We start from the raw sequence: 25022 nt of genomic DNA, 5'->3' as shown, positions 1-25022 counted from the left end.
AGTAGGTGTTTCACGTGAAACCAATCGATCCGCGTCTGCTGCGATATGCCCGCGCCACTCGTTTCTTTCTGGCGGCCGTGGTGGCGCTGGGGCTGGTCGGCGCGGGGCTGGTGGTCGCTCAGGCGATGCTGATCGCCGAGGTGGTGGTGGGAGGGTTCCAGCGCGGGCTCGATGGTTCCGGGCTGCGCACTCCCCTGCTTCTGCTGGCCGCGGTCGCCATCGGTCGCGGTCTGGTCTCCTGGCTGACGGAGCTGGCGGCCCACCGGGCGAGCGCCGCCGTCAAGTCCGAGCTGCGCGGGCGGCTGCTGGAGCGGGCGGCGGAACTCGGTCCGGGCTGGCTGAGCGGGCAGCGCACCGGTTCGCTGGTCGCGCTCGCCACGCGCGGGGTCGATGCTCTGGACGACTACTTCGCGCGCTATCTGCCACAGCTCGGTCTCGCCGTGGTGGTGCCGGCGGCGGTTCTGGCGAGGATCGTGACCGAGGACTGGGTCTCGGCGGCGATCATTGTGGTGACCCTGCCGCTGATCCCGCTGTTCATGGTGCTGATCGGCTGGGCCACCCAGGCGCGGATGGACCGTCAATGGCGGCTGCTGTCCCGGCTGTCGGGCCACTTCCTGGATGTGGTCGCCGGGCTGCCGACTCTCAAGGTCTTCGGCCGGGCCAAGGCGCAGGCCGAGTCGATCCGTGCGATCACCTCCGAGTACCGGCAGGCCACCCTCCGTACGCTGCGGATCGCCTTCCTCTCGTCCTTCGCACTGGAGTTGCTGTCGACGCTGTCGGTGGCGCTGGTCGCGGTCGGTATCGGGATGCGGCTGGTGCATGGCGATCTCGATCTGTACACGGGCCTGGTGGTGCTGGTCCTCGCGCCCGAGGCCTATCTGCCGATCCGCCAGGTGGGCGCGCAGTACCACGCGGCGGCCGAGGGGCTGGCAGCCGCCGAGGAGATCTTCACGGTGCTGGAGACCGAGCCTCCCGCGTGCGGTACGGAGGTGATCCCCGGCTCCGGTGCGCCACGGCTGGAGCTGGAGGCGGTGACCGTACGCCATCAGGGCCGTACGGAACCCTCGTTGGACGCGGCCTCGCTGACGGTCGAGCCGGGGGAGACCGTCGCCCTGGTCGGGCCGAGCGGGGTGGGGAAGTCCACGCTGCTCGATGTCGTGCTCGGCTTCACCGTGCCGGACGAGGGGCGGATACGGGTCGACGGCCGCGATCTGGCCTCGCTCGATCCGTACCGCTGGCGGGAGCGGATCGCGTGGGTGCCGCAGCGGCCGTATCTCTTCGCCGGGACGGTCGCGGAGAACGTACGGCTGGCGAGGCCGGACGCGGACGACGCGGCGGTACGGGACGCGCTGCGGGAGGCGGGCGCGTACGAGTTCGTGGCGGCGCTCCCTCAGGGGGTGCGGACCGTCCTCGGCGAGGACGGTGCCGGGCTGTCGGCCGGCCAGCGGCAGCGGCTGGCGCTGGCCCGGGCGTTTCTCGCCGACCGGCCGTTGGTGCTGCTCGACGAGCCCACGGCGGCGCTCGACGGTGAGACGGAGGCGGGCATCGTCGAGGCGGTACGGCGGCTGGCCAGGGGCCGTACGGTGCTGCTCGTCGTCCACCGGCCGGCACTGCTCGCGGCGGCGGACCGGGTGATCGCGCTGCGGGAGCGGCCGGAGGGCGACGAGGGATCGGGGCTTGGCGTGGGCGCGGCGGGTTTGGGTGTTGGCGCGGGCGACGGGGCTTCGGGGGTTGGCGTGGGGGAGGCCGGTTCGGGTCTTGGCGCAGGCGACTCGGGTGCGGGCGTTTCGGGTCTTGGCTCGGGTGCGGAGGCTTCGCGGCTTGGCGCGGGCTTGCAGGTTTCGGCGAGGGAGCAGGGCCCCGGCTCCGGTCCGGCGCCCGCGCCTCCTGTCGGCCAAGAGCAGGCCGTACCGGCTGCTGGCGGCGAGATACCCGTACCGTCCGGGGATCCGCTTGCCGCGCTCGCTCCGCTCGCGCGGATGCGGGCCGCAGCCGGGGCGCTGCGCGGCCGCTTCGTACTGGCCCTGCTCCTCGGAAGCTGCGCCCTCGGCTCCGCCGTCGGACTCATGGCGGTGTCCGGCTGGCTCATCTCGCGCGCCTCCGAACAGCCGCCCGTGCTCTATCTGATGGTCGCGGTGACGGCCACCCGCGCCTTCGGGATCGGCCGGGCCGTCTTCCGGTACGCCGAGCGCGTCGTGTCGCATGACGCCGTGCTCAGGATGCTCGCTGATCTGCGGGTCGCGGTGTACCGGCGGCTGGAGCGCATCGCGCCCGCCGGCCTCGGCGGGACCCGGCGCGGGGATCTGCTGTCCCGGCTCGTCGCCGATGTGGACGAACTCCAGGACTACTGGCTGCGGTGGCTGCTCCCGGCCGGTACCGCGCTGCTGGTCGCGGCGGGCACGGTCGGATTCACCGCGTGGCTGCTGCCGGAGGCGGGCGCCGTACTCGCCGCCGGGCTGCTGGTCGCCGGGGTCGGCGTGCCGCTGGTGAGCGCCGCCTGCGCCCGCAGGGCCGAGCACCGGCTCGCCCCCGCGCGCGGAGCGCTGGCCACACGGGTCGCCGATCTGCTCCGCGGCACCGCCGAACTGACCGTCGCGGGCGCGCTGCGGAGCCGTCTGCGTCAGGTGCGCGAGACCGACGGAACGCTGACCGCGATCGCCGCGCGCGGGGCGGTCGCCCAGGCCCTCGGCGGCGGGCTCTCCGCGCTGGCCTGCGGACTGACCGTGGCCGCGGCGGCGCTGGTGGGCGTGGCGGCCGTACGCGCGGGACGGCTCGACGGCGTCGAACTGGCCGTGGTCGTCCTGACCCCGCTCGCCGCATTCGAGGCGGTCACCGGGCTGCCGCTCGCCGTGCGGTACCGGCGGCGCGCCGCGCGGAGTGCGGAGCGGGTGTGCGAGGTGCTGGACGCCCCCGTCCCCGTACAGGAGCCGGAGCGGCCGGTCCCCGCGCCCGTATCACCGTTCCCGCTGGAGGTACGGGGGCTGTCCGCGCGGTACGCGGGGCAGCGGCGGGACGCGCTCAGCGGGCTCGATCTGACACTGACCGCCGGGAAACGGGTCGCCGTCGTCGGGCCCTCGGGGTCGGGCAAGACCACGCTCGCGCACGTGCTGCTGCGCTTCCTGGACGCGCGCGAGGGCGGCTGCCGCCTCGGCGGTACGGACCTGGCCTCGCTCGACGGGGACACCGTCCGCCGGTTCATCGGTCTGTGCGCGCAGGACGCGCACCTTTTCGACAGCTCCGTACGGGAGAACCTGAGGCTCGCCCGTACGGACGCGACCGAGGACGAACTGCGCGAGGCCCTGCGCCGGGCCCGGCTGCTCGACTGGGCCGATTCCCTGCCTGCGGGCCTCGACACGCTCGTCGGCGAGCACGGCGCCCGGCTCTCCGGCGGACAGCGGCAGCGGCTGGCGCTGGCCCGCGCGCTGCTGGCCGACTTTCCCGTACTGATCCTGGACGAGCCCGCCGAACATCTCGACCTGGTGACCGCGGACGCGCTGACCGCCGATCTGCTGGCGGCGACGGCCGGCCGTACGACGCTGCTGATCACCCACCGGCTGCGGGGGCTCGACGCGGTCGACGAGGTGATCGTGCTGGACGGCGGCCGTGCCGTACAGCGTGGTGCGTACGCCGAGCTGGCGGCGGGCGAAGGGCCGCTGCGCCGGATGCTGGACCGGGAGCGGGCGGGGGACGCGGCCGGCGGGCTGGAGGGTGCGCGGGTGGCGGATGCGCAGGTGGCCGGTGCGCGGACGGCGGGTTTCCGGGCGGTTGAGGCTCGGAAGGCCCGTGTCTGAGGCTCGGCGGGCTCGTGCCTGCTCGCGGACTTTCCCTATCAAATGGGAATTATTAGGCTCTGGCCTATGAAAGTGCCCGAGCCGCTGGAGCCCCTCGACGCGGTCACCCGCGCTGCGAGCAGTCTGGAGGGCCTGTCCGTCGAGAACACCGCGCGCGTGCCGGAGCTTCTGGAGGCGATGTGTTCCGTCGGTACGGGAAAGGGGCTGCACACCACGCTCAAGCGGATCTGTGAGACCGCCGCCGAGCTGGCCGGAGCCCGCTACGCCGCCATCGGGGTGCTCGACGAGGCGGGCGAGGGTCTCTCGGACTTCGTGGCCCATGGCGTGGGCGAGGACGTGGCCCGGCGGATCGGCCGCAGACCCGACGGACGTACGGGCCTGCTCGGCGCGCTGATCAGGCATCCCGAAGCGATCCGGCTGGCCGATCTGACCACCGATCCGCGCGCCGCGGGATATCCCCCCGGCCATCCGCCGATGCGGACGTTCCTGGGGGTCCCCATCCGCGCCCAGGGCGAGGCGCTCGGCAATTTCTATCTGGCCGAGAAGCCGGGCGGGGGCGAGTTCAGCGACTACGACCTGCACATGGTGCGTGTCCTCGCCACCGACGCCGCGAACGCCATCGGCAACGCCCGGCTGTACGAGGCGGCCAGACAGCGCGAGCGCTGGATCGACGGCTCGGTCGCCGTCACCACGGCCCTGCTCACCAGCGGTGACGCGGGGCACGCGCTGTCCGTGGTTGCCGAGCAGGCGCGCCGGCTGGCGGATTCGGTCATCGGCGTGGTGCTGCTGCGCACGGAGGGCGGCGGGCTGGAGGTCGTGGCCGTATCCGCCGAGCATCCGACGGTGAAGCGGAAGTACGTCGTACCGGCCACGAATCCTGTCGCCGTGACCCTGCTGGCCGGTGAGTCCATGTTTCTGGACGATCTCGCCACCGATCCGCGGGTGACGCCCGCTCTTGCCGCGGATTTCGGGCCCGGGATGCTGCTGCCGCTGCGGGCCGACGGCCGGGTGCTGGGCGCGCTGGCCATGCCCCGGGCGCGGGGCGCGCGCCGTTTCGGGGAGCGGGAACGGACCATGGCCGATCAGTTCGCCGCCCAGGCCGCGCTGGCGCTGATGATGGCCGAGGCGCAGCGCGACCGGGAGCGGCTGGCGGTTCTGGAGGACCGGGACCGTATCGCCCGTGACCTGCACGATCTGGTCATCCAGCGGCTGTTCGCCACGGGGATGACGCTGGCGAGCGCCCAGCGCGGAGCGGTCGCCGCCGAGGTGCACCAGGGCATCGACAAGGCCGTCGACGAGCTGGATGTGACCATTCAGGAGATCCGTACGGCCATCTTCGCGCTCCAGCAGGGTCCGGCCGAGGCGCTGGCCGGGGTGCGCACGCGCGTACTGCGGGAGATCAATATGGCGGCGGTGCCCCTGGGGTTCCGGCCTAGCCACCGCTTTCTCGGGCAGGTCGACGCCGCTGTCGGTGAACTGGCCGGGAAGAATCTGATCGCCGCGCTCCGTGAGGCCCTCTCGAACGCGTTCCGGCACGCGCATGCCACCCGTATCGAAGTGGTCGTCGACGCGACGGCCCGGCTGCCCGACGGCAGGGCGGCGGTACGGCTGTCGGTCGCCGACGACGGGGTGGGCATCCCGGACGGCGGGCGGCGCAGCGGACTGCGCAATCTGGCGCGGCGGGCCGAGTCGCTGGGCGGTTCGAGCGTGTGCGGGCCGGGGATCGGGAGGGGCGGACGCGGTACGACGGTGCTCTGGGAGGCGCCGCTGTGACCTGGGGCGTTGTGGTTTGTTGCGGGCTTTGCGTGGCGCGGCGGGGGCCAGAACCGCGCCAGGCGGGGTTTGCCGGACAGGGCCTGGAGCCGGGCGGACAAGGCCTAGAGCCGGGCGGACAGGGCCTAGAGGCGGGCGGACAGGGCCTGGAGCCGGGCGGACAGTGCCTAGAGCCGGGCCAGGATCTGTTCGATGACGATCGCCACGCCGTCCTCGTTGTTGGTGACCGTACGGCCTGATGCGGCGGCCAGCACATCCGGATGGGCGTTGCCCATGGCGTACGACGTCCCGGCCCAGGCCAGCATCTCCAGGTCGTTCGGCATGTCGCCGAAGGCCACGACCTCGTCGGACGATATGCCGCGCTCGGCGCAGCAGAGGGCGAGCGTGCTGGCCTTGCTCACGCCCAGGGCGCTGATCTCCAGCAGCGCGGTGGGGCTCGACCGGGTGATCGTGGCGCGGTCGCCGGCCGCCGTACGGGCCAGGGTGAGGAAGGCGTCGGGCGTCAGGGCGGGGTGGTGGGCGAGCAGCTTGACGACAGGGCCCGCTGAGTCCTCGTACGCCTCGTCGAAGATCTTCTCTGCGGTGGCGACGGTCGCGCCCGGGTCCTCAAGGAAGGGTGGATACGTCGGCTCGTAGCGGATGCCATGGGCCATCTCGACGGCGAAGGCCGTGCCGGGGGCGGCGTCGCGCAGGGCCTGGACGACATACAGCCCGGTCGCGCGGTCCAGGTCCCGGACCTTCAGCAGCTCGCCGCCGGCGTGCAGATCGACCACCGCGGCACCGTTCGCGCAGATCGCCAGGCCATGGCCGTGCACATGCTCGCTGACGACATCCATCCAGCGGGCCGGACGCCCGGTGACGAAGAAGACCTCGATGCCCGCTTCCTCGGCGTTCTTGAGCGCGGCGGTCGTACGGTCCGACACGGACTTGTCGTCGCGGAGCAGGGTGCCGTCGAGATCGGTCGCGATCAGCCGGGGCCGGGCGGGAAGCGGGGCGCCGGGAGGGGCCGCGGCCTCCGGGGCGGCTGGGGAAGCTGTGGCGTCCGGGGCTTCTGGGGAGTCGTCCGTGGGCGAGGTCACGGCGCCATTCTCCCGTACGGGTGCGCACGGGCGTGCAGAGGGGCGCACATCTGAGACGGGATCAGCCGGCGGTGCGCGGGGCAGAGGGGCGGTTTGGGGCCAGGGCAGGGACGGGACGCGTACGGCCGACTGGCGCGCGGACCGTCGCACGACGGGACGTAGGGTCGGGGCATGCGCCTGAGTACCGTGATCCTTCCCGCCCGCCGCTGGCACGACGGCGGCCGCGACGAGTGGCTGCGCGCCGAGCGGCTCGGTTTCCACGCCGCGTACACGTACGACCATCTGTCCTGGCGTACCTTCCGCGACGGCCCGTGGTTCGGGGCGGTGCCCACACTGACGGCGGCAGCCGCCGTCACCGAGCGGCTGCGGCTGGGGACGCTCGTCACCTCGCCGAACTTCCGGCATCCCGTCACGCTCGCCAAGGACCTGCTCACGCTGGACGATGTCTCGGGCGGACGCATCACTCTTGGGATCGGTGCGGGTGGTACGGGCTTCGACGCCACGGTGCTGGGGCAGGAGGCGTGGACGGCGAGGGAGCGGGCGGACCGGTTCGCCGAGTTCGTGCCGCTGCTGGACCGGCTGCTGACCGAGGACTCCGTGACGTACGAGGGGACCTTCTACTCCGCCGTCGAGGCCCGTGGCATCCCGGGGTGTGTGCAGCGGCCCAGGCTGCCGTTCGCGGTCGCGGCCACCGGGCCGCGCGGGCTGCGACTCGCCGCGCAGTACGGCCAGGCCTGGGTGACGACGGGCGATCCGAAGCTGTTCGAAACCGGTACGCCCGAGCAGTCCCGGGAGGCCATTCGCGGGCAGATCGAGCGGCTCGGCAAGGTCTGCGCGGAGGTCGGGCGCGAGGTGCCGGAGAAGATCCTGCTCACCGGCTTCACACCGGACCGGGACGGGCCGATGCGGTCTCTGGACGCGTTCGTGGACTTCGCGGGCAGGCATATGGAGCTGGGGATCGACGAGATCGTGGTGCACGCCCCCATTCCGGACTCGGTCTTCGCCGCCGACCAGCGGGTCTTCGAGCGGATCGCGACCGAGGCGCCGGCGCAGCTTCGCTCGTAACGGGGGGGCGAGGGCCGGGGCTGAGGCTTGGACGGGGCGGGACCGGGTCTCGGGTCGGGGCCTGCCGGGACCGGGGCTCGGGCTTGGGCGAGGGGCCGGGCTGTGCCGTGCGCGTTCGTGGGGGCGGCGGTCAGTCGGGGAAGCGCAGGTACCGCGGTGGTACGGAGTCGGTGAGCCAGACCCCATTGGCGCTCACATGGAAGACCAGCCCGTCCCGGTGCATCGCGCCCGCGTCCACCGAGAGCACGATCGGCCGGCCGCGGCGCGCGCCGACCCGGGTCGCCGTTTCACGGTCGGTCGAGAGGTGCACATGGTGGCGGGCCATGGGCCGCAGCCCTTCGGCCCGGATCGCGTCGAGATGGCGGGCGACGGTCCCGTGGTAGAGGTACGCGGGCGGCTCCGCCGGTGGCAGGTCCAGGTCGACCGTGACGGTGTGGCCCTGGTTGGCGCGGATACGGTCACCGTCGACCGTGAAGCGCCGCTTGTCGTTGACGGCGACCACATGGTCCAGTTCGGCGCGGGTGATCCGGAAGCCATGCGCGGAGGCGGCGCGGATCAGCTCGTCGACCGCCACCCAGCCGTTCGTGTCGAGCGTGATACCGATCCGCTCGGGCTGGTGGCGCAGATGCTTGGCGAGGTACTTCGACACCTTCACGGTGCGTCGTTCATCGGGTGTTACGTTCATCCGAACAGCGTGGCCGGTAGGGTCTCCAGGCCGCCACTCATTTGAAATTCGTCGTGTTCACAGGTTTGATCCACAGCCAACTCAGTTATCCACAGGGGGATTTGACGATCCTGTGGACAAGGTCTGTGGCTTATAGCCTATTTGATCAATATGGCTGCCTTGTTTGTTGATTGAGGCGAGAGCGCCCAAGGTCCTTGGGCGTAGCTCCCGTTCGGTCGCCGCTGCGATGACAGCCCCGGCGCGCTCACTCCCTCCGTCCTGGCGCCGCGCGGCTCACCGCGTCCGCCGCCGCCCGGGCCGCGGGCGAGGTCGCGAGGTAGTCGACAGCCCTGCGCAACGAGCCTTCCTGCGAGGGGTGGTACGACCGGCGGAAGTAGCGGGGTATCGCCCCGCCCAGCTCGCGCCAGGTCGGCAACAGCCCCTTGCTCATCGCCTTGTTGTGCTCCCGCAGCGAGTAGCGCGGCCGTCCGGCGAGTTGGGGGTCGTGCCGGATCAGATAGGCGGCGCCCGAGGACCAGAGCCACAGCAGTACGGGCGCGGTGACGCACATCGTGCCGACCCGGCGCGCGTAGCGCAGTGCGCCCGGGCCGCCGCAGTGCTCGTACATGTCGAAGGCCACGGCGCGGTGTTCGACCTCCTCCGCGCCGTGCCAGCGCAGCAGATCGAGCATGACCTTGTCGGATCCCGCCCGGTCCAGCCCTTCCGCGCGCAGCACCCAGTCACCGAGGACCGCTGTGAACTGCTCGATCGCGGCGACGAACGCCAGCCTATAGAGCAGCCATCTTCCGGCCGGGAAGGGTATCCCCCAGGGCGGCTTCTCGCCGAGGAACTTCTCGAAGAGGTAGTCGACACGGCGGGTGTACGCGTCGGTGTTCAGCCGCTGCTCGGCCAGGTGGTCCAGTACATAGGAGTGCTGGACGCTGTGCGTGGCCTCCTGCCCCATGAACCCCTTGACGTCCTTGAGCAGTTCCGGGTCGGTGACCAGTGGCAGGGCCTCCTTGAAGACCTTGACGAACCACCGCTCGCCCGCCGGCAGCAGCAGGTGCAGCACATTGATGACATGGGTGGCCGTGGGCTCGTCCGGTATCCAGTGGAGAGGAGTCCCGTGCCAGTCGAACGAGACCCGGCGCGGCACGATGGCATACCGCTCCCCGGTCCCGTCGGTCTCCCGGGTCCGCTCGGTCCCCATGGGCTTCCCGTTCTCTTCGTCCGGCCCGAACTCCCCGTCCCCTGCTCGCTTGTCGGTGTTCACAGCGGCGGCTCCACCCGTGCGATTGCGCGCAGCGCCCCGGGTGCGAAGCGGGACAGGAACCGTGCGCCGCGGGCCTCCGGAGTGACCGGCACGACGGCCTGGTTGCGCACCACGGCGCGCAGTACGGCGTCGGCGACCTTCTCCGGCGGGTAGTTGCGCAGCCCGTACAGCCGGGAGGTCTTCTTTCTGCGCCGCTCCTCCTCTTCCGCCGAGACACCGGCGAAGCGTGCGGTGGAGGTGATGTTGGTGTTGACGAAACCGGGGCAGATCGCGGAGACCCCGATGCCCTTCCCGGCCAGTTCCGCCCGGAGACATTCGCTGAGCATCAGCACGGCCGCCTTGGACGTGCTGTACGCGGGCAGTGCCTTCGAGGGCTGATAGGCGGCCGCGGAGGCGGTGTTGACGATATGGCCGCCCTGTCCGCGCGCGGCCATCTGCCTGCCGAAGACGCGGCAGCCATGGATGACACCCCACAGATTGACGTCCAGGACCTTCTTCCAGTCCTCGGTGGTGGTGTCGAGGAAGGGGCCGGACAGCCCTATCCCCGCGTTGTTGACCAGGACATCGACGATGCCGTACTCCGTGGCGACCTTCTCGGCGAGCTTCTCCATCGCCTCGCCGTCACCGACATCGACCGTCTCGGCCCAGGCCTCGGGGGCTCCGGTCAGCCGGGCCAGTTCCGCGGTCCTGGCGGCCCCTTCCCCGTCCAGGTCGACCGCCACGATCCGCGCGCCCGCCTCGGCGAACGCGAAGGCGGTGGCGCGGCCGATGCCGCTGGCCGCGCCCGTGACCAGGACGAGCTGTCCGCCGAAGCGCTGCGCGTACGCTCCCCTCGGCGCCGTGCCCGTACCTGACTCAGCACCTCCTTCCGGAGGACCACCGCTCTCGTGGGCGATGACGAAGTCGCCGATCCAGGAGGCCAGTTGGTCGGGCCTGGTGCGTGGCACCCAGTGCTTGGCAGGCAGCGTGCGCCGTACCAGGCCCGGAGCCCACTGCTCCAGATCGTCGTAGAGCCGCTCCGACAGGAAGGCGTCGCCGGTCGGAGTGATGAGCTGGACAGGTGCGTGCGCATGGGCGTCGGTACGAGGACGGCGCAGCCGGGCGCGGATGTTGTCCCGGTAGAGCCACGCCCCGTGCGCCGCGTCCTGGGGCAGGGACGCGGTCGGATACGCCTCGCCGGGAAGCCTTTCGACCCGGCGGAGGATCTTGGGCCACTGCCTGCCGAGAGGACCGCGCCAGGCCAACTCGGGCAGCACGGGCGTATGCAGCACATAGACGTACCAGGACTTGGCGCCCTGGCCCAGGAGCTGACCGACCCGGCGTGGAGTGGGGCGCGCCGCGCGCCGCTTGATCCAGTGCCCCATATGGTCCAGGGACGGCCCGGACATCGAGGTGAACGAGGCGATCCGGCCCTCGGTGCGTGCGACGGTCACAAACTCCCACGCCTGTACGGAACCCCAGTCGTGGCCGACGAGATGCACCGGCCGGTCCGGACTCACCGCGTCGGCGACCGCCAGGAAGTCGTCCGTCAGCTTCTCCAGCGTGAAGCCGCCGCGCAGCGGGTCCGGCGCCGTCGACCCGCCGTGTCCCCGCACGTCGTACAGCACCACATGGAAGCGCTTCGCCAGCCTTCCCGCGACCTCCGACCAGACCTCCTTGGTGTCCGGATAGCCGTGCACGAGCACCACGGTCGGCCGCGCCGGATCGCCCAGCTCGGCGACACACAGCTCGACCCCGCCCGTCCGCACCCGGCGCTCCCGCGCCCCCTCCAGCCCCGGGACCGTACCGCCGCAGCCGCCCGAGGAGCCCGCACCCGCGCCCGCGTCCGCACCTGTGTCCGTACTCATACGGCCGCCTCCGTCCAGCGCCGCACATGCGGCAGATCGTCATCCAGCCAGAACGCGCTCTGCTCCGGATCCCGGGAGTCGGTGACGACCAGGATCTCCTCGAACTTCGCGCCCGTACCCCGGAACCCGAGATGCGGTTCGACCGCCCACAGCCCCGGCGTCGGCGGGTGGTCGGAGAATCGGTACGGGCTCCACAGCGGCGACCAGCCGTCCCGGTGGCCGCGCAGCGCGTCGCTCGCGAGCCCCTTGAGCGACTGGGTGCCGAACCCGAACACATGCGGTGACCAGCGGCGGTCCTTCACCCGGTCGACCTTGTGGGCGATGACGCCGAAGGGATACGCCCGGTGTCTGTTGGCGTAGCCCTGCCGGACCATGAGGCGGTCCACGTCCTCGTAGATCTCCCGCAGCGTCCGCCGCTCACGCACCTCCCGCAGGATCAGCTCGCGGTGGACCCGGAGATCGGTGAGCAGTCTGTCGTGCAGAGGGTTCGGACCGAGGCAGCCCGAATAGCCGACATCCGCCGTGAAGCCGCGGTGGACGGGCGCGAGGTCCAGGATGAACGGCATCCCGGTCTCCAGACGTCGGCCGGTGGGAAAGAACTGCAGCGGTATCCGGAAGCCGGCGAACGCCGTACGGTCCCCGAACCAGGCGAAGGGCAGGTGGAACCAGTCGCGCACGCCGCGGGCGCGCAGCCACGCGCGCTGCATCCGCGCCGCCTCGCGCTCCGTCACCCCCGGCGTGAGCCGCGCGGCGACGGTCTCCGCGCATTCGTACGCCAGGCGCTGGACCTCCCTGAATCCCCGCAGCTCCGCGGTCCGTTGGTCCGTCACGGCATCGCCTCCGACTGGTTCCGTGTGCGGTGCGTGTTCGTCATGTCACGCAAACCGATATTGCAGTGACGAATGTGGCAATGCCCCGGCGGCAACGTCAAGGGCCGGACTGTACCTGTGGATAACCGCCCGCCGGGCCCTGTGGACAACTCGGCCGGCGAATCGGCCGATCGACTACGGTTTCTCCCAGTTCCCCAACAGCCCCCTTACGGGTCCGTACGCCCTGAGGGGGACAGGGATACAGCCGCCAAGGCTGACGCCCCTTGTTACCTTCGCCACTACCGTCGGAGCCGTGAATGTGATCGCGACAGAAGGCCTGAGTAAGCGGTTCCCACGGGTAACCGCGCTTGACCGGCTCTCTCTGGACATCGGACCGGGCGTGACCGGTCTGGTGGGTGCCAATGGAGCCGGCAAGTCCACCATGATCAAGATCCTGCTGGGTCTTTCCCCCGCCACGGAAGGCCGGGCCACGGTGCTCGGTCTCGATGTCGCCACCAGCGGCAGTGCCATCCGTGAGCGCGTGGGCTACATGCCCGAGCACGACTGCCTGCCGCCGGACGTCTCGGCCACCGAGTTCGTCGTTCATATGGCGCGCATGTCCGGACTCCCCCCGACCGCGGCGCGCGAGCGCACCGCGGACACGCTGCGCCATGTCGGCCTCTACGAGGAGCGCTACCGCCCCATCGGGGGCTACTCGACCGGCATGAAGCAGCGCGTCAAGCTCGCGCAGGCGCTGGTCCACGACCCCCAGCTCGTCCTCCTGGACGAGCCGACCAACGGCCTCGACCCGGTCGGCCGCGACGAGATGCTCGGCCTGATCCGCCGCGTATACACAGACTTCGGCATCTCCGTCCTGGTTACCTCGCACCTCCTGGGTGAGCTCGAACGGACCTGTGACCATGTCGTCGTCATCGACGGCGGGACGCTGCTGCGCTCCAGCTCCACCAGCGACTTCACCCAGATCACCACGACCCTCGCGGTCGAGGTCACGGACACGGACACGCACCCCGACGGCACCGGGACACTGCGCGAGGCCCTCACGACGGCCGGACTGACCCTCCACGCGGGCGTGGAGGAGGGGCTCCCCGGCGCGGGCCACATCCTGCTGATCGAGGCCAAGGGCGAGGAGACGTACGACGTCGTCCGCGACACCGTCGCCGGGCTCGGCCTCGGACTCGTACGGATGGAACAGCGGCGCCACCACATAGCGGAGGTGTTCCGCCCCCAGCAGACCGAACACCCGCAGGGCACACCTCAACAGGCCCCGGACGGCCGGGCCGCACAGGGAACGGACCACGCACTGGTGAAGGGAGGCGTCCACGATGAGCGCTGAGACCACGACCGGGACCGAGGCCGGTACGGGAACCGGAGCCGCGGCCACCCGGATCCACAACATCGGATACCGCACCTACGACGGAGCGCGCCTCGGCCGCGCCTACGCGCGCCGCTCCCTCTACTCGCAGTCCCTGCGCGGTGCGTACGGACTCGGCCGCTCGGCCAAGTCCAAGGTCCTGCCGATGATCCTCTTCGCGGTGATGTGCCTGCCCGCGGCCATCATCGTCGCCGTCGCCATCGCGACCAACCTCAAGGAACTGCCCCTCGACTACACGCGCTACGCGATCTTCACCCAGGCCGTCATCGGTCTCTATCTGGCCTCCCAGGCCCCGCAGTCCGTCTCCCGCGATCTGCGCTTCAAGACCGTGCCGCTCTACTTCTCCCGCCCCATCGAGCGCATCGACTACGTACTGGCGAAGTACGGGGCGATGGCCTCCGCCCTCTTCGTACTGACCGGGGCGCCGCTCGTCATCCTCTACGCGGGCTCACTGCTGGCCAAGATGGACTTCGCGGACCAGACCAAGGGATTCGGCCAGGGGCTGGTGTCGGTGGCGCTGCTCTCCCTGCTCTTCGGCGGGCTCGGCCTGGTGATGGCCGCCCTCACACCGCGGCGCGGCTTCGGCGTCGCCGCCGTCATAGCCACCCTGACCATTTCGTACGGCGCGGTCTCCACCCTCCAGGCGATCGCGTGGAGTTCGGACGCGGTCGGAGCCGTCAAGTGGCTCGGCCTCTTCTCGCCGGTCACGCTCATCGACGGCGTACAGACCGCCTTCCTGGGTGCAACCTCCGCCTTCCCGGGCGAGGCGGGGCCCTCGGCCGGCGTGGGCGTGGTCTATCTGCTGGTCGTCCTCGCGCTCGTAGCCGGCTCGTACGCCGTTCTGATGCGCCGTTACCGGAAGGTCGGGCTGTGACCACCATCAATATCGAGCACACCTCGCGCTGGTTCGGCAATGTGGTGGCCGTCAACGACGTCACGATGACGATCGCGCCCGGTGTCACCGGACTGCTGGGCCCCAACGGCGCGGGCAAGTCGACCCTGATCAATATGATGGCCGGCTTCCTCGCCCCCTCCACGGGCAGTGTCACCCTCGACGGGCAGCCGATCTGGCGCAACGAGTCCGTCTACCGGCAGATCGGCATCGTGCCGGAGCGGGAGGCGATGTACGACTTCCTGACCGGCCTGGAGTTCGTCGTGGCCAACGCCGAACTGCACGGGCTGGGGATGAAGGAGGCCCGCGCGGCCCTCGCCACGGTCGAGATGGAGTACGCGCAGGACCGCAAGATCGCGACGTACAGCAAGGGCATGCGCCAGCGCGTGAAGATGGCGTCCGCGCTGGTCCACGACCCGTCCGTGCTGCTTCTGGACGAGCCGTTCAACGGTATGGACCCGCGTCAGCGCATGCAGCTCATGGATCTGCTGCGGCGTATGGGCGCCACGGGCCGCACCGTTCTCTTCTCCTCCCATATCTTGGAGGAGGTCGAGCAGCTCGCCTCGCACATCGAGGTGATCGTGGCCGGGCGCCATGCCGCCTCCGGGGACTTCCGCAAGATCCGCCGGCTGATGACCGACCGGCCGCACCGCTATCTCGTACGGTCCAGCGACGACCGCGCGCTCGCCGCCGCGCTGATCGCCGACCCGTCGACGGCCGGTATCGAGGTGGACCTCGCCGAGGGCGCGCTGCGCATCCAGGCGGTCGACTTCGGCCGGTTCACCGAACTGCTGCCGCGGGTCGCCCGTGAACACTCCATCCGGCTGCTCACGGTCTCGCCCTCCGACGAGTCCCTTGAGTCGGTCTTCTCGTACCTCGTAGCGGCCTGAAAGGAGCTGTGACGTCATGTACAACCCCACAGTCGCCCGGCTCACCTACCGGGCCCTGCTCGGCAGGCGCCGGGCCGCGATTCTCTTCCTGCTGCCCGCGCTGCTGATCGTCATCGCGGTGGCCGTCCGTGTGCTCAACGGCGCGGACGACCAGGTCGCGGTGGATGTGCTGGGCGGTTTCGCGCTCGCCACGATGGTGCCGCTGATCGGTGTCATCGCGGGGACCGGAGCGATCGGGCCCGAGATCGACGACGGCTCGATTGTCTATCTGCTCTCGAAGCCGGTGAAGCGGTCGTCGATCATCTTCACCAAGCTGATCGTCGCGATAGCCGTGACCATGGCCTTCTCCGCGATCCCCACGTTCATAGCCGGATACATCCTGAACGGCAACGGCCAGCAGATCGCGGTCGCCTACACGGTCGCGGCGCTGGTCGCCTCGATCGCGTACAGCGCGCTCTTCCTGCTGCTCGGTACGGTCAGCCGCCATGCGGTGGTCATCGGACTCGTCTACGCGCTGGTCTGGGAGACGCTCTTCGGCAGCCTGGTCGCGGGCGCGCGGACGCTCAGCGTCCAGCAGTGGTCTCTGGCGCTCGCCCAGAAGATAGGCGGCGAGGGCACGATCACCTCGGACGTCGGCCTGCCGCTGGCGGTGGGCCTGCTGGCGGGGGTCTCGGTGGCCGCGACCTGGTACGCGGGCCAGAAGCTCAGGACGCTGAAGCTCGCGGGCGAGGAATAGACGCGTGCGCTCCGCACGGCAACCCCCGCCCGATGGGCGGGGGTTGCCGCGTAACTGTACGTTTATCGCTTCGTTGTCCAGGGCGCGTGGAGGCAACTGGAGTCTGTGACGTCGAGCGTTTGTGAAGCTGGGGATTGCCGGCGCGGGGCCCAAAGCTGCGTATGCCGGTCATTGAGTGAGTAGCCACCGTGAGCCGACCTCCGCCCCTGTAGCCCGGGGAGAGGGCCGACCATCAATCGGTTTCACGTGGAAGGCATGTCCATGCCACTAGAAGGTGCCCTGCTCGAATCGCAGACGCTGCGTGTCGAGCATCTCGGGCGCGTAGACGCTCTCGACAAGATCAAGGCTCTTGTCATGCTTCCTGACGGAATTCACGTTCGCACAGAGGACGTGGCCCGGTACTTCGAAGTATCCACAGATGTGGTCAGGCAACTCACAGCCCGGCATCGGGCGGAGCTCGTCGAAAATGGGATGCGCGTGCTGCGAGGCGCTGACCTGCGTCTTTATCATAGTGACATGGTGTCACTATGGGGCTCCGAGGCAGCCAAAAGTTATCCACAGGCAGCCACTCAGCTCACGCTCTACACCCGCCGCGCCGTGCTCAACATCGCGATGCTTCTTCGCGACAGTGACATCGCGCGGTGCGTGCGTACGTATCTCCTCGACGCCGAGGACGAGCTGCGCACGGGGTACGCGAACCTTGACCGGCGGGTGACCGATGTCGAGGCGTGTCTCGGCGGGGTCGGTGTGGCGCTTCAGGAGCTGGGGCCGGTTCTGAGCCGGATGTCGTACCGGCTCGACAGTCTGGACCGGCGGCTCGATGCGACCAATCAGGTCGTCGGGGCCATCAGCAACCGGCTGTGCCAGATGTCCGAGGACATCAACCGGGTGGATGCCAGGGTGGACGATGTCGTCCATCAACTGAGGGATCTGCGCCGGGGCCGTAAGCGCCGCTGATCCGGCTCGTAGCCCGCAGGCCCGCGTCCGTCCGTGGTAACCGTACGGGCGGGCGTGGGCCATGGCGCCGATATTCGGTGGCGGGACGTCGCCGCCCCGGGCACAGTAGTTCTGTCAAGGCACACCTCAGGACCGGGAGCGGAGCACGGCGACGACCGGGATTCCGTGTCCGCCGAGTTCCCAGCAGGGCAGCACCGCGCAGGCGCCGGAGTAGCCATCACTGCTCCGCGCGGCCGCCGGGGCGCTGCCCGGGGGCGGCCGCTTCGAGCGCGCATCCGCGCGGGCCGCCCCTTCCCGGAGGACTGAGCGAGCGTCAGACGAACGGCGGTACGGCTGCGACGCGCAGGCCCAGATCAGCACCACGCCGTAGCCACAGACCGCAGCCGACGGCCGTAACTACCCCAGGCCGTAACTACCCCAGGCCGTAACTAGCCCAGCAGCAGCTTCTCCAGCACCACCGCGATGCCGTCGTCCTCGTTCGACGCCGTCATCTCGTCCGCCACGGCCTTCAGTTCCTCATGCGCGTTCGCCATCGCGACCCCGTGCCGCGCCCAGGCGAACATCGGGATGTCATTGGGCATGTCGCCGAACGCGATCGTGTCCGCGGCCGTGACCCCGAGCCGGCGCGCGGCCAGTGAGAGCCCCGTTGCCTTGTTCAGGCCCAGCGGCAGGATTTCCACAACCCCGGCCCCGGCCATCACCACATCCACCAGGCCGCCGACCGTCGCCCGCGCGGCCCGGGCCAGTGCGTCGTCGTCCAGCTCGGGATGCTGGATGTACACCTTGTTGAGCGGCTCCGCCCACAGCTCCGCCAAGTCGTCGACGAACAGCGCCGGAAGTTCACCGTCCAGCACCCGGTAACCAGGGCCGATGACCACCTCGCCGTCGAGGCCGTCCCGGCTCGCCGCGAGCGCCAGCGGCCCGGTCTCCGCCTCGGTCTTGGCGAGCGCCAGCCTGGCCAGTTGGCGGTCCAGCGTCACCGACGTCAGCAGCCTGCGCTCACCGGCGTGATAGACCTGCGCGCCCTGGCCGCACACCGCGAGGCCTTCGTAACCCAGATCGTCCAGTATGTGCCGCGTCCAGGGCACGCCGCGCCCGGTGACGATGATGTGCGCGGCCCCCGCCTCCGTGACCGCGGTGAGCGCCTCGCGCGTACGCCCGGAGACGGTGTAGTCCTCACGCAGCAGCGTCCCGTCGAGATCGGTCGCGACCAGCCGGTACGGGAACGACGCCACGGACGGACCTGCGGACGAGCCTGTGGCCGGGACCTCTGAAGACCTGGACCCGGCCACGGAGGACCGCGCGGACGACGAGGGCGCCGGCGACGACGCCGGGTCGGGGCCGGTGCTCACTTGGCGACCGGCTCCAGCAGCTCACGGCCGCCCAGATAGGGCCGCAGCACCTCGGGCACCACCACCGAACCGTCGGCCTGCTGGTGGTTCTCCAGGATCGCCACGATCGTGCGCGGTACGGCGCACAGCGTGCCGTTCAGCGTCGACAGGGGCTTGATCTGCTTGCCGTCCCGCACCCGGATGGAGAGCCGGCGCGCCTGGAAACCGTCGCAGTTCGACGCCGAGGTCAGCTCGCGGTACTTCCCCTGCGTCGGGATCCATGCCTCGCAGTCGAACTTCCGCGAGGCCGAGGCCCCCAGATCGCCGGTCGCCACATCGATCACCTGGAAGGGCAGCCCGAGACCGGCCAGCCACTGCTTCTCCCAGTCCAGCAGCCGCTGGTGCTCGGCCTGCGCGTCCTCCGGATCGACGTACGAGAACATCTCGACCTTGTCGAACTGGTGGACCCGGAAGATGCCCCGGGTGTCCTTGCCGTACGTACCGGCCTCACGGCGGAAGCACGGCGAGAAGCCCGCATACCGCAGGGGCAGCTTGTCGGCCTCGATGATCTCGTCCATGTGGTACGCGGCGAGCGGCACCTCCGACGTGCCGACCAGGTAGAAGTCGTCCTTCTCCAGGTGGTACACGTTCTCCGCGGCCTGGCCGAGGAAACCCGTGCCCTCCATGGCGCGCGGGCGGACCAGCGCCGGAGTCAGCATGGGGGTGAACCCGGCTTCGGTGGCCTGGGCGATCGCCGCGTTGACAAGGGCCAGCTCCAGGAGCGCGCCGATGCCCGTCAGATAGTAGAAGCGCGAGCCGGACACCTTGGCGCCGCGCTCCACGTCGATGGCGCCCAGCGCCTCGCCCAGCTCCAGATGGTCCTTGGGCTCGAAGCCCTCCGCCGCGAAGTCCCGGATCGTGCCGTGCGTCTCCAGGACGGTGAAGTCCTCCTCGCCGCCGACCGGGACATCGGGGTGGACGATATTGCCGAGCTGGAGGAGCAGCCGCCTGGCCTCCTCGTCCGCGTCGTGCTGCTCGGCGTCGGCGGCCCTGACATCCGCCTTGAGCTGCTCCGCCTTCTTGAGCAGCTCGGCCTTCTCCTCGGCGGACGCCTTGGGGATCAGCTTGCCGAGCGACTTCTGCTCGGAACGCAGCTCGTCGAAGCGGAGGCCGGACGACCTGCGCCGCTCATCGGCGGAGAGCAGGGCGTCGACCAGGGCGACATCCTCTCCACGGGCGCGCTGGGAGGCGCGGACACGGTCGGGGTCCTCACGGAGCAGGCGAAGGTCAATCACCCCACCAGGCTACCGGTGCCCGCTGACACCGACCCACTCGATATCAACAGGCACACCTCTTTGTCTAAATTGTCGTGAATGAGAAATCTGCCGGAAAATATCCCGGCGGTCATTCGCTGTTCGTCAATAAAGCGGATCCAATTCGCCGCAACGAGGCATAAGGTGGTGGTCTGCTTGACTCACTTCCCTTGTGGAGAAGGGGACTTGAGTCGAACCCCACAGGGTGTTGTCCACAGAGGCGCACCGGTCGCGCGAGTTATCCACAGGCTGCGCGAGGGGCCTGTGGATTGCGGAAAAGAACGGGTCGTGCGAGCTGCGGGCGGGCCGGAGATTTCCCTCGTAAACCCACTTCACACACTCATTCGGGTGGGAATTGCTCGCTCCAACGAGTTGATCGCTGGAATCGGGCTGACGCGAGGCCGTCGGACGCCCTGTGGATGGATGTGGGTGACCGCAGAGATTTGTCGACTTGGTCGGCCTGCGTTGTCGACTTGTCCCCAGGTCGAGAAGCGCGCCTGTGGATAACTCCGGCCTTCATCCACAGGCTCACAGACCGCAGGTTCACAGGGCAGGTTCACAGAACCCGCGCGGCGCCCAGCCACGCCCCCATCAGGTCCAGCCCTCAGGACCAGTCCTCAAGCCCAGCCCTCAGGCGCGGCCGTCCTGGCTTCGCGCCAGCCACTCGGCCGCTTCGATGAACTCCGCGTCCGAAGTTCCCCGTCGCAGTGTCGACACATCGTCCGCCGACACCCCCGCCCGCGGGTACGAGCCGAGGAAGCGCACCTTGGGACAGATCCGCTTCAGCCCCATCAGCGCCTCGCCCACCCGCCGCTCCGAGATATGGCCCTCGGCGTCCACCGCGAAGCAGTAGTTCCCGATCCCGGCGCCGGTCGGCCGCGACTGGATCAGCATCAGGTTGACCCCGCGTACCGCGAACTCCTGGAGCAGTTCGAGCAGCGCGCCCGGGTGGTCGTCGCCCATCCAGATGACCACCGAGGTCTTGTCCGCGCCGGTCGGCGCCGCCGGGCGCGCGGGCCGGCCCACCAGCACAAAGCGCGTCTCCGCGTTCTCCGCGTCATGGATCTCGGTCACCAGCGGTTCGAGACCGTACGTCGCCGCCGCGAACTCACCCGCGAAGGCCCCGTCGAACCGCCCCTCCTGGACCAGCCGCGCCCCGTCCGCGTTCGACGCCGCCGACTCCCACAGTGCGTCCGGGAGCTGGGCCCGCAGCCAGTTGCGTACCTGCGGCTGCGCGACCGGATGACCGGTCACCGTCTTCACATCGGAGAGCTTGGTCCCGGGCCGTACGAGCAGGGCGAAGGTGATGGGCAGCAGCACCTCGCGGTAGATCATCAGCGGCTCGCCGGAGGCCAGCTCGTCGAGGGTCGCGGTGACACCGCCCTCCACCGAGTTCTCGATCGGTACGAGCGCCGCCGCCGCATCTCCGTTCCGTACGGCGTCGAGCGCCGCCGGTACGGACACCATGGGGACGAGTTCGCGGGTGGCGGCTTCCGGGAGCGTACGGAGGGCTGCCTCCGTGAAGGTGCCTTCGGGGCCGAGATACGTGTAGCGCGTGGCCGACATACGGTCACCCTAATGGCCCGGCGGATCTCATGCCGCGAGCGCGACCCGCCCTCGAATACCAGCGCGCCCCCGAGCCCCGACCCGCCGCCTGGGCGCCGACGCGTCCCCCGAGCCCTCACCCGCGCGCCCTGCACATGCGCGGCCCCCCGGACCGCGGCCCTCAGGACTCCAGCAGCCGCTGCCCCACGTACTCCCCCTGCCCCGCGCCCCCCGGCACCGCGAACAGCCCGCTCGCCTCGTGGCGGATGAACGCCGACAGCGCGTCCCCCCGGTCGAGCTTGCGCTGCACCGGTACGAACCCCTTGAGCGGATCCGCCTGCCAGCAGATGAAGAGCAGTCCGGCGTCAGGAGTCCCGTCCGCCCCGATCCCGTCATGGAACGAGAACGGGCGGCGCAGCATCGCGGCCCCGCCGTTCGCCTCCGGCGTGGAGATCCGGGCATGCGCGTTCGCCGGTATGACCGGCTTGCCGTCGGCCCCCAGCCGGTCGAGATCCGGCTCGGTCGTCTCCGTACCGCCCGTGAGCGGCGCGCCGTCGGACTTGCGGCGGCCGATGACCTGCTCCTGCTTGGCGAGGGCGAGCTTCTCCCAGTCGTCGAGGAGCATCCGGATCCGCCGTACGACCGCGTACGAGCCGCCCGCCATCCAGGCCGGGGTGTCGGACGGCGGGGCCGCCGGGACGAAGATCCGCCGCTCGAAGTCCGGCTCCGACGGCTTCGGATTGCCCGTCCCGTCGATCTGGCCCATCAGATTGCGGCTGGTCATCGGGTGTGGGGTCGCGCCGGGCGAACGGTTGAACCCGTTCATCTGCCAGCGCACCCGCGCCGCCGCGCCCGCGTCCTTCTGGAGCGTACGGAGGGCATGAAAGGCGACGAGTGCGTCGTCGGAGCCGATCTGGATCCAGAGATCACCCTCGCTCCGCCGCGGATCGAGATGGTCGGAGGAGAAGGCGGGCAGCGGGTCCAGGGCGGCGGGGCGCCGGCCGGTCAGGCCCGTACGGTCGAAGAAGGTACGGCCGAAGCCGAAGGTCACCGTGAGGGAGGAAGGCCCGGCGTCCAGCGCGATTCCGGTGTCACCGCTCGACGCCGGTTCGCCCGCCATCATCGCCCGCGCCGACTCCGACCAGCGGCGGAGCAGCGCGGCGGCTTCCTTACGGCCGGCGCCGGGGGCGAGATCGAAGGCGATCAGATGCCCGCGGGCGTGCAGTGGTGTCGTGATTCCGGGCTGGTGCGCGCCATAAAAGGGGACGGCCGCCGAACCGAGCGCGGTCAGCGCCATCGCCGGCTCGGGGCGGCTCGCCGCGTACGTACCGGCTCCGGCGGCCGCTCCGAGCGCCAGCCCGGTGGCTCCGGCGGCGCCCGCGGTGCCGAGGAGCCGCCGCCGGGAGATGCCGGAACCGGCCGGGGAGTCCGGGGAGCCCGGAGAGTCCTGCGATTTCGGGGAGCCGTGCGGGCTCTGCCCGCCGCGCACCCCCTGCCCGCCGTTCTGGCCGGTCCGGTCGTTGTGGTCCTGTCGGGTCTCGCTCACGATGGGTCAGCCGATCTTCACGTTCTTGTCGACGGTCGTCTGGTCGATGTCGGAGGTCCGCACGGTCACCTGGAGCCGCCAGTCGCCGGGCATCGGGATCTGTACGCCGTCCGCGCTCCAGTGCCCTGGCGCGAAACGGTCGGGAACGATCGGCAGCGGGCCGATCTGTTCAGCATCGAGCGTGAAAGCGGCCTTCACCTCGGGTACCTCCAGCGGCTGTCCGTCGGTGCCGTCGACGTAGATGTGCATGACATTGCCGCCGGAACGGCCGGGATCCAGGGTCAGCCGAATCGTTCCCTTGCCCTTCGGGCCGCCGGTGTCGAAGGGCATGCTGACGCTGATGGGGCCCTGGTCGGCGGGTGCCTGGGCCACGGCGGCGCCGGTCCGGCCGGCCTCCTGCTCGGCGGTACGGGCCGGCTCGGTGGAGGTCAGTACGGTCGTGACGGCGAGCAGCACCACGGCGACACCGGCCTCGGCCAGAACGGAACGGCGCAGTCCGGTCCGCGCGGGGTCGGCGTCCCGGAGGCGCTTCTGGCGTGCAGTCGCCAGTGCGGCTTTCTGGCGGGCGAGCTGGGTAGCTCTCCGACTGTCATCGACCACAGCCGTCGCGGTGGCGGTCTCGGATCCGGAGCGTGTCGCGGCCTCCGATTCTGCCTCGGCCTCCGCCTCCGCCTCTGCGCCGGCCTCGGTCGCCGTCCGTCCGCCCGCCGTCAGTCCGTCCGCCGTTTCTTGGCCTTCTTCTGCTTCTTCGCCCGTTTCTTCTTCGCCCGTTTCGGCCGGCTCTCCCAGCCGCCCTGTCCACCGCCGTGAGAACCAAGCGATTCCGACCAGTACAGCGACCAGTCCGACCTTGACCAACAGGAGCTGCCCGTATGCCGTTTCCCCGAGCGCCGACCACGATCCGACCTGACGCCAGGACTGGTAGAGCCCGGTCGCGGCGAGCACGACGACACTGAGGAAGGCGATGCGCGAGAAGCGCCGTACCGCCGCGCTCTCCATCGAAGGCGCCTGGTAGAGAGCGACGAGCAGTGCGGTGAGGCCGCCCAGCCAGACCGCCACCGCCAGCAGATGCAGGACGTCCACCGGCATGGCCACACCGGGCTGGATCCCGGTCGAGGCATGCTCGGCGAGCGCCCAGGTACCGGCGATCCCGGCGGCCACGACCGTGCCGCCCAGGCTGAGCCCGAAGGTGAGGTCCTTCCTCTCCTTGCGCTCCTCGCTCTCCCCCCGCCCCTCCTGGTCCGACCGCTTGCCGTCATCCGACCGCTCGCCGTCCGGCTGCCCGCTCTCGTCCGCCACCACCTTCTTGGCGTACGCGCCGAAGAGGACGGCGACAAAGAGCGCCGCGGCGCCGAGGAGCAGCAGCCGGGAGACCAGCGCCGCTCCGGTCTTGGTGGCCAGGACGTCCTGGAGGCCGTCGAGATCGAAGGCGTCGCCCAGCTTGCCGGAGCCGGTGTACGGGTTGCGCAGGAGCAGCAGGACGAGTGTGGCGGCCGTGAGGGCGAGCCAGCCCTGTACGACCAGCCGTTGCAGGGGCCGTACGGACGCGCCGCGCTGCCAGCAGGCGAGTACGAAGGCGGCGCCGCCGACGAGCAGGATGAACCCGGCGTACGAGACATAGCGCGCCGCGCCGTACAGCGTGCCGACCAGTCCGCCGCCCACCTCCTCGGTGGGCACGGTGGCGGTGGTCTCGGACGGCGCACCGATGGAGAAGGTGAAGGCGCCCGAGACGGGGTGGCTGTCGGCGGACACGGCCTGCCAGGCGACGGTGTAGGTGCCGTCGGGCAGTCCGGGGCGCAGACCGACGCCGTAGCGCACGGTGCCCCCGGCGCCCAGATCGCGGATCTTCCCCGCGTCGGCGCGCTTGCTGTCCGGATCGAGTACGCGGATCGAGTTGTCGCCCATGGCGACCTGTTCGGAGAAGGTGAGAGTGATGTCCTTGGGAGCTGTTGCCACCACCGCCCCGTCCCCGGGGCTGCTCCCGGTCAGTGCGGCATGCGCCGACGCCGTGCCGGAGAGCACGGTGAAGACGGTGCCGAAGAGCACCGTGGTGACGAGCAGCAGTCGCATCAGGGGAGCGTGTCCGAAGCGCGGAGCGGTGGCTGTCATGGCGTCTCA

The 25022-nt window shown here is 70.5% G+C and carries 18 protein-coding genes; 8 read left to right on the top strand and 10 right to left on the bottom strand.

The window, feature by feature from the left end; all coding sequences use genetic code 11:
• Window positions 1-14: 14 nt before the first annotated feature.
• Window positions 15-3791: a thiol reductant ABC exporter subunit CydD gene (cydD, locus tag ACFU9P_RS28825; protein WP_384086279.1), complete on the top strand. Its 3777-nt coding sequence runs from the start codon at window positions 15-17 to the stop codon at window positions 3789-3791.
• Window positions 3792-3857: 66 nt separating this feature from the next.
• Window positions 3858-5564, top strand: coding sequence for a GAF domain-containing sensor histidine kinase (locus tag ACFU9P_RS28820; protein WP_384086276.1), 1707 nt, complete (start codon window positions 3858-3860; stop codon window positions 5562-5564).
• Between the two features lie 167 nt (window positions 5565-5731).
• On the opposite strand, the gene ACFU9P_RS28815 is transcribed toward ACFU9P_RS28820, so the two are convergent.
• Window positions 5732-6643 carry a Cof-type HAD-IIB family hydrolase gene (locus ACFU9P_RS28815; protein ID WP_384086273.1) on the bottom strand — a complete coding sequence of 304 codons (912 nt, stop codon included), beginning with the start codon at window positions 6641-6643 and terminating at the stop codon, window positions 5732-5734.
• A 171-nt stretch (window positions 6644-6814) separates the two neighbouring features.
• Here ACFU9P_RS28815 and ACFU9P_RS28810 point away from each other — a divergent pair, with 171 nt between their 5' ends.
• Window positions 6815-7708, top strand: coding sequence for an LLM class flavin-dependent oxidoreductase (locus ACFU9P_RS28810; protein ID WP_384086270.1), 894 nt, complete (start codon window positions 6815-6817; stop codon window positions 7706-7708).
• A 130-nt stretch (window positions 7709-7838) separates the two neighbouring features.
• Here the strand turns inward: ACFU9P_RS28810 and ACFU9P_RS28805 are convergent, their stop codons facing one another.
• The 4 genes from ACFU9P_RS28805 to ACFU9P_RS28790 all read right to left on the bottom strand — a co-directional run bounded on the left by ACFU9P_RS28805 (window position 7839) and on the right by ACFU9P_RS28790 (window position 12322).
• Window positions 7839-8393 (bottom strand): RNA 2'-phosphotransferase, encoded by a 555-nt coding sequence (locus ACFU9P_RS28805; RefSeq protein ID WP_384086267.1) that lies wholly within the window; start codon window positions 8391-8393, stop codon window positions 7839-7841.
• A gap of 244 nt (window positions 8394-8637) precedes the next feature.
• Entirely contained in the window at window positions 8638-9582 is a 945-nt protein-coding gene (locus ACFU9P_RS28800; RefSeq protein ID WP_384086417.1) for a metal-dependent hydrolase, read from the bottom strand.
• Window positions 9583-9641: 59 nt separating this feature from the next.
• Window positions 9642-11492 carry an SDR family oxidoreductase gene (locus ACFU9P_RS28795; protein ID WP_384086264.1) on the bottom strand — a complete coding sequence of 617 codons (1851 nt, stop codon included), beginning with the start codon at window positions 11490-11492 and terminating at the stop codon, window positions 9642-9644.
• Entirely contained in the window at window positions 11489-12322 is an 834-nt protein-coding gene (locus ACFU9P_RS28790; RefSeq protein WP_384086261.1) for a M24 family metallopeptidase, read from the bottom strand. Before ACFU9P_RS28790 ends, ACFU9P_RS28795 begins: the two co-directional genes overlap by 4 nt.
• Window positions 12323-12620: 298 nt before the next feature.
• Between ACFU9P_RS28790 and ACFU9P_RS28785 the strand changes: the two genes are divergently transcribed.
• The 5 genes from ACFU9P_RS28785 to ACFU9P_RS28765 all read left to right on the top strand — a co-directional run bounded on the left by ACFU9P_RS28785 (window position 12621) and on the right by ACFU9P_RS28765 (window position 17169).
• The gene (locus ACFU9P_RS28785) at window positions 12621-13655 is read left to right on the top strand and encodes an ABC transporter ATP-binding protein (RefSeq protein WP_384086414.1); all 1035 of its coding nucleotides are present in this window, start codon (window positions 12621-12623) and stop codon (window positions 13653-13655) included.
• The gene (locus tag ACFU9P_RS28780) at window positions 13645-14568 is read left to right on the top strand and encodes an ABC transporter permease (RefSeq protein ID WP_376383194.1); all 924 of its coding nucleotides are present in this window, start codon (window positions 13645-13647) and stop codon (window positions 14566-14568) included. The genes ACFU9P_RS28785 and ACFU9P_RS28780 overlap by 11 nt, the downstream gene beginning before the upstream one ends.
• Entirely contained in the window at window positions 14565-15476 is a 912-nt protein-coding gene (locus ACFU9P_RS28775; RefSeq protein ID WP_376383192.1) for an ABC transporter ATP-binding protein, read from the top strand. The genes ACFU9P_RS28780 and ACFU9P_RS28775 overlap by 4 nt, the downstream gene beginning before the upstream one ends.
• Window positions 15477-15492: 16 nt before the next feature.
• Complete coding sequence (locus ACFU9P_RS28770; RefSeq protein WP_376383190.1) at window positions 15493-16212, top strand: ABC transporter permease; 720 nt, start codon at window positions 15493-15495, stop codon at window positions 16210-16212.
• A 261-nt stretch (window positions 16213-16473) separates the two neighbouring features.
• Entirely contained in the window at window positions 16474-17169 is a 696-nt protein-coding gene (locus ACFU9P_RS28765) for a hypothetical protein (RefSeq protein WP_384086410.1), read from the top strand.
• A gap of 428 nt (window positions 17170-17597) precedes the next feature.
• Here the strand turns inward: ACFU9P_RS28765 and ACFU9P_RS28760 are convergent, their stop codons facing one another.
• From ACFU9P_RS28760 to ACFU9P_RS28740, 5 genes are all read right to left on the bottom strand, one after another.
• Window positions 17598-18404, bottom strand: a complete 807-nt coding sequence (locus ACFU9P_RS28760) for an HAD family hydrolase (protein ID WP_384086257.1) — start codon at window positions 18402-18404, stop codon at window positions 17598-17600.
• Window positions 18405-18517: 113 nt separating this feature from the next.
• The gene (gene serS / locus ACFU9P_RS28755; protein ID WP_384086255.1) at window positions 18518-19795 is read right to left on the bottom strand and encodes a serine--tRNA ligase; all 1278 of its coding nucleotides are present in this window, start codon (window positions 19793-19795) and stop codon (window positions 18518-18520) included.
• A 648-nt stretch (window positions 19796-20443) separates the two neighbouring features.
• Window positions 20444-21379, bottom strand: a complete 936-nt coding sequence (gene pheA, locus ACFU9P_RS28750; protein WP_384086252.1) for a prephenate dehydratase — start codon at window positions 21377-21379, stop codon at window positions 20444-20446.
• 160 nt (window positions 21380-21539) lie between these two features.
• The gene (gene efeB / locus ACFU9P_RS28745; RefSeq protein WP_384086407.1) at window positions 21540-22766 is read right to left on the bottom strand and encodes an iron uptake transporter deferrochelatase/peroxidase subunit; all 1227 of its coding nucleotides are present in this window, start codon (window positions 22764-22766) and stop codon (window positions 21540-21542) included.
• Between the two features lie 144 nt (window positions 22767-22910).
• Complete coding sequence (locus tag ACFU9P_RS28740) at window positions 22911-25013, bottom strand: copper resistance CopC/CopD family protein (protein ID WP_384086249.1); 2103 nt, start codon at window positions 25011-25013, stop codon at window positions 22911-22913.
• Between the last annotated feature and the right edge of the window lie 9 nt (window positions 25014-25022).

The sequence above is a fragment of the Streptomyces sp. NPDC057617 genome, assembly GCF_042800555.1.
Lineage (GTDB): Bacteria > Actinomycetota > Actinomycetes > Streptomycetales > Streptomycetaceae > Streptomyces.
Note: the sequence above shows the minus strand (reverse complement) of the source record. Positions and strands in the feature narration are given on the sequence as shown.

Bases quoted from the DNA above. Each gene is read 5' to 3' on its own strand.
- pheA (WP_384086252.1), bottom strand. From the start codon at position 21,379: ATGTCGGCCACGCGCTACACGTATCTCGGCCCCGAAGGCACCTTCACG.
- ACFU9P_RS28800 (WP_384086417.1), bottom strand. From the start codon at position 9,582: ATGGGGACCGAGCGGACCCGGGAGACCGACGGGACCGGGGAGCGGTAT.
- ACFU9P_RS28810 (WP_384086270.1), top strand. From the start codon at position 6,815: ATGCGCCTGAGTACCGTGATCCTTCCCGCCCGCCGCTGGCACGACGGC.
- ACFU9P_RS28740 (WP_384086249.1), bottom strand. From the start codon at position 25,013: ATGACAGCCACCGCTCCGCGCTTCGGACACGCTCCCCTGATGCGACTG.
- ACFU9P_RS28770 (WP_376383190.1), top strand. From the start codon at position 15,493: ATGTACAACCCCACAGTCGCCCGGCTCACCTACCGGGCCCTGCTCGGC.
- ACFU9P_RS28765 (WP_384086410.1), top strand. From the start codon at position 16,474: ATGCCACTAGAAGGTGCCCTGCTCGAATCGCAGACGCTGCGTGTCGAG.
- ACFU9P_RS28820 (WP_384086276.1), top strand. From the start codon at position 3,858: ATGAAAGTGCCCGAGCCGCTGGAGCCCCTCGACGCGGTCACCCGCGCT.
- ACFU9P_RS28805 (WP_384086267.1), bottom strand. From the start codon at position 8,393: ATGAACGTAACACCCGATGAACGACGCACCGTGAAGGTGTCGAAGTAC.
- ACFU9P_RS28795 (WP_384086264.1), bottom strand. From the start codon at position 11,492: ATGAGTACGGACACAGGTGCGGACGCGGGCGCGGGTGCGGGCTCCTCG.
- ACFU9P_RS28780 (WP_376383194.1), top strand. From the start codon at position 13,645: ATGAGCGCTGAGACCACGACCGGGACCGAGGCCGGTACGGGAACCGGA.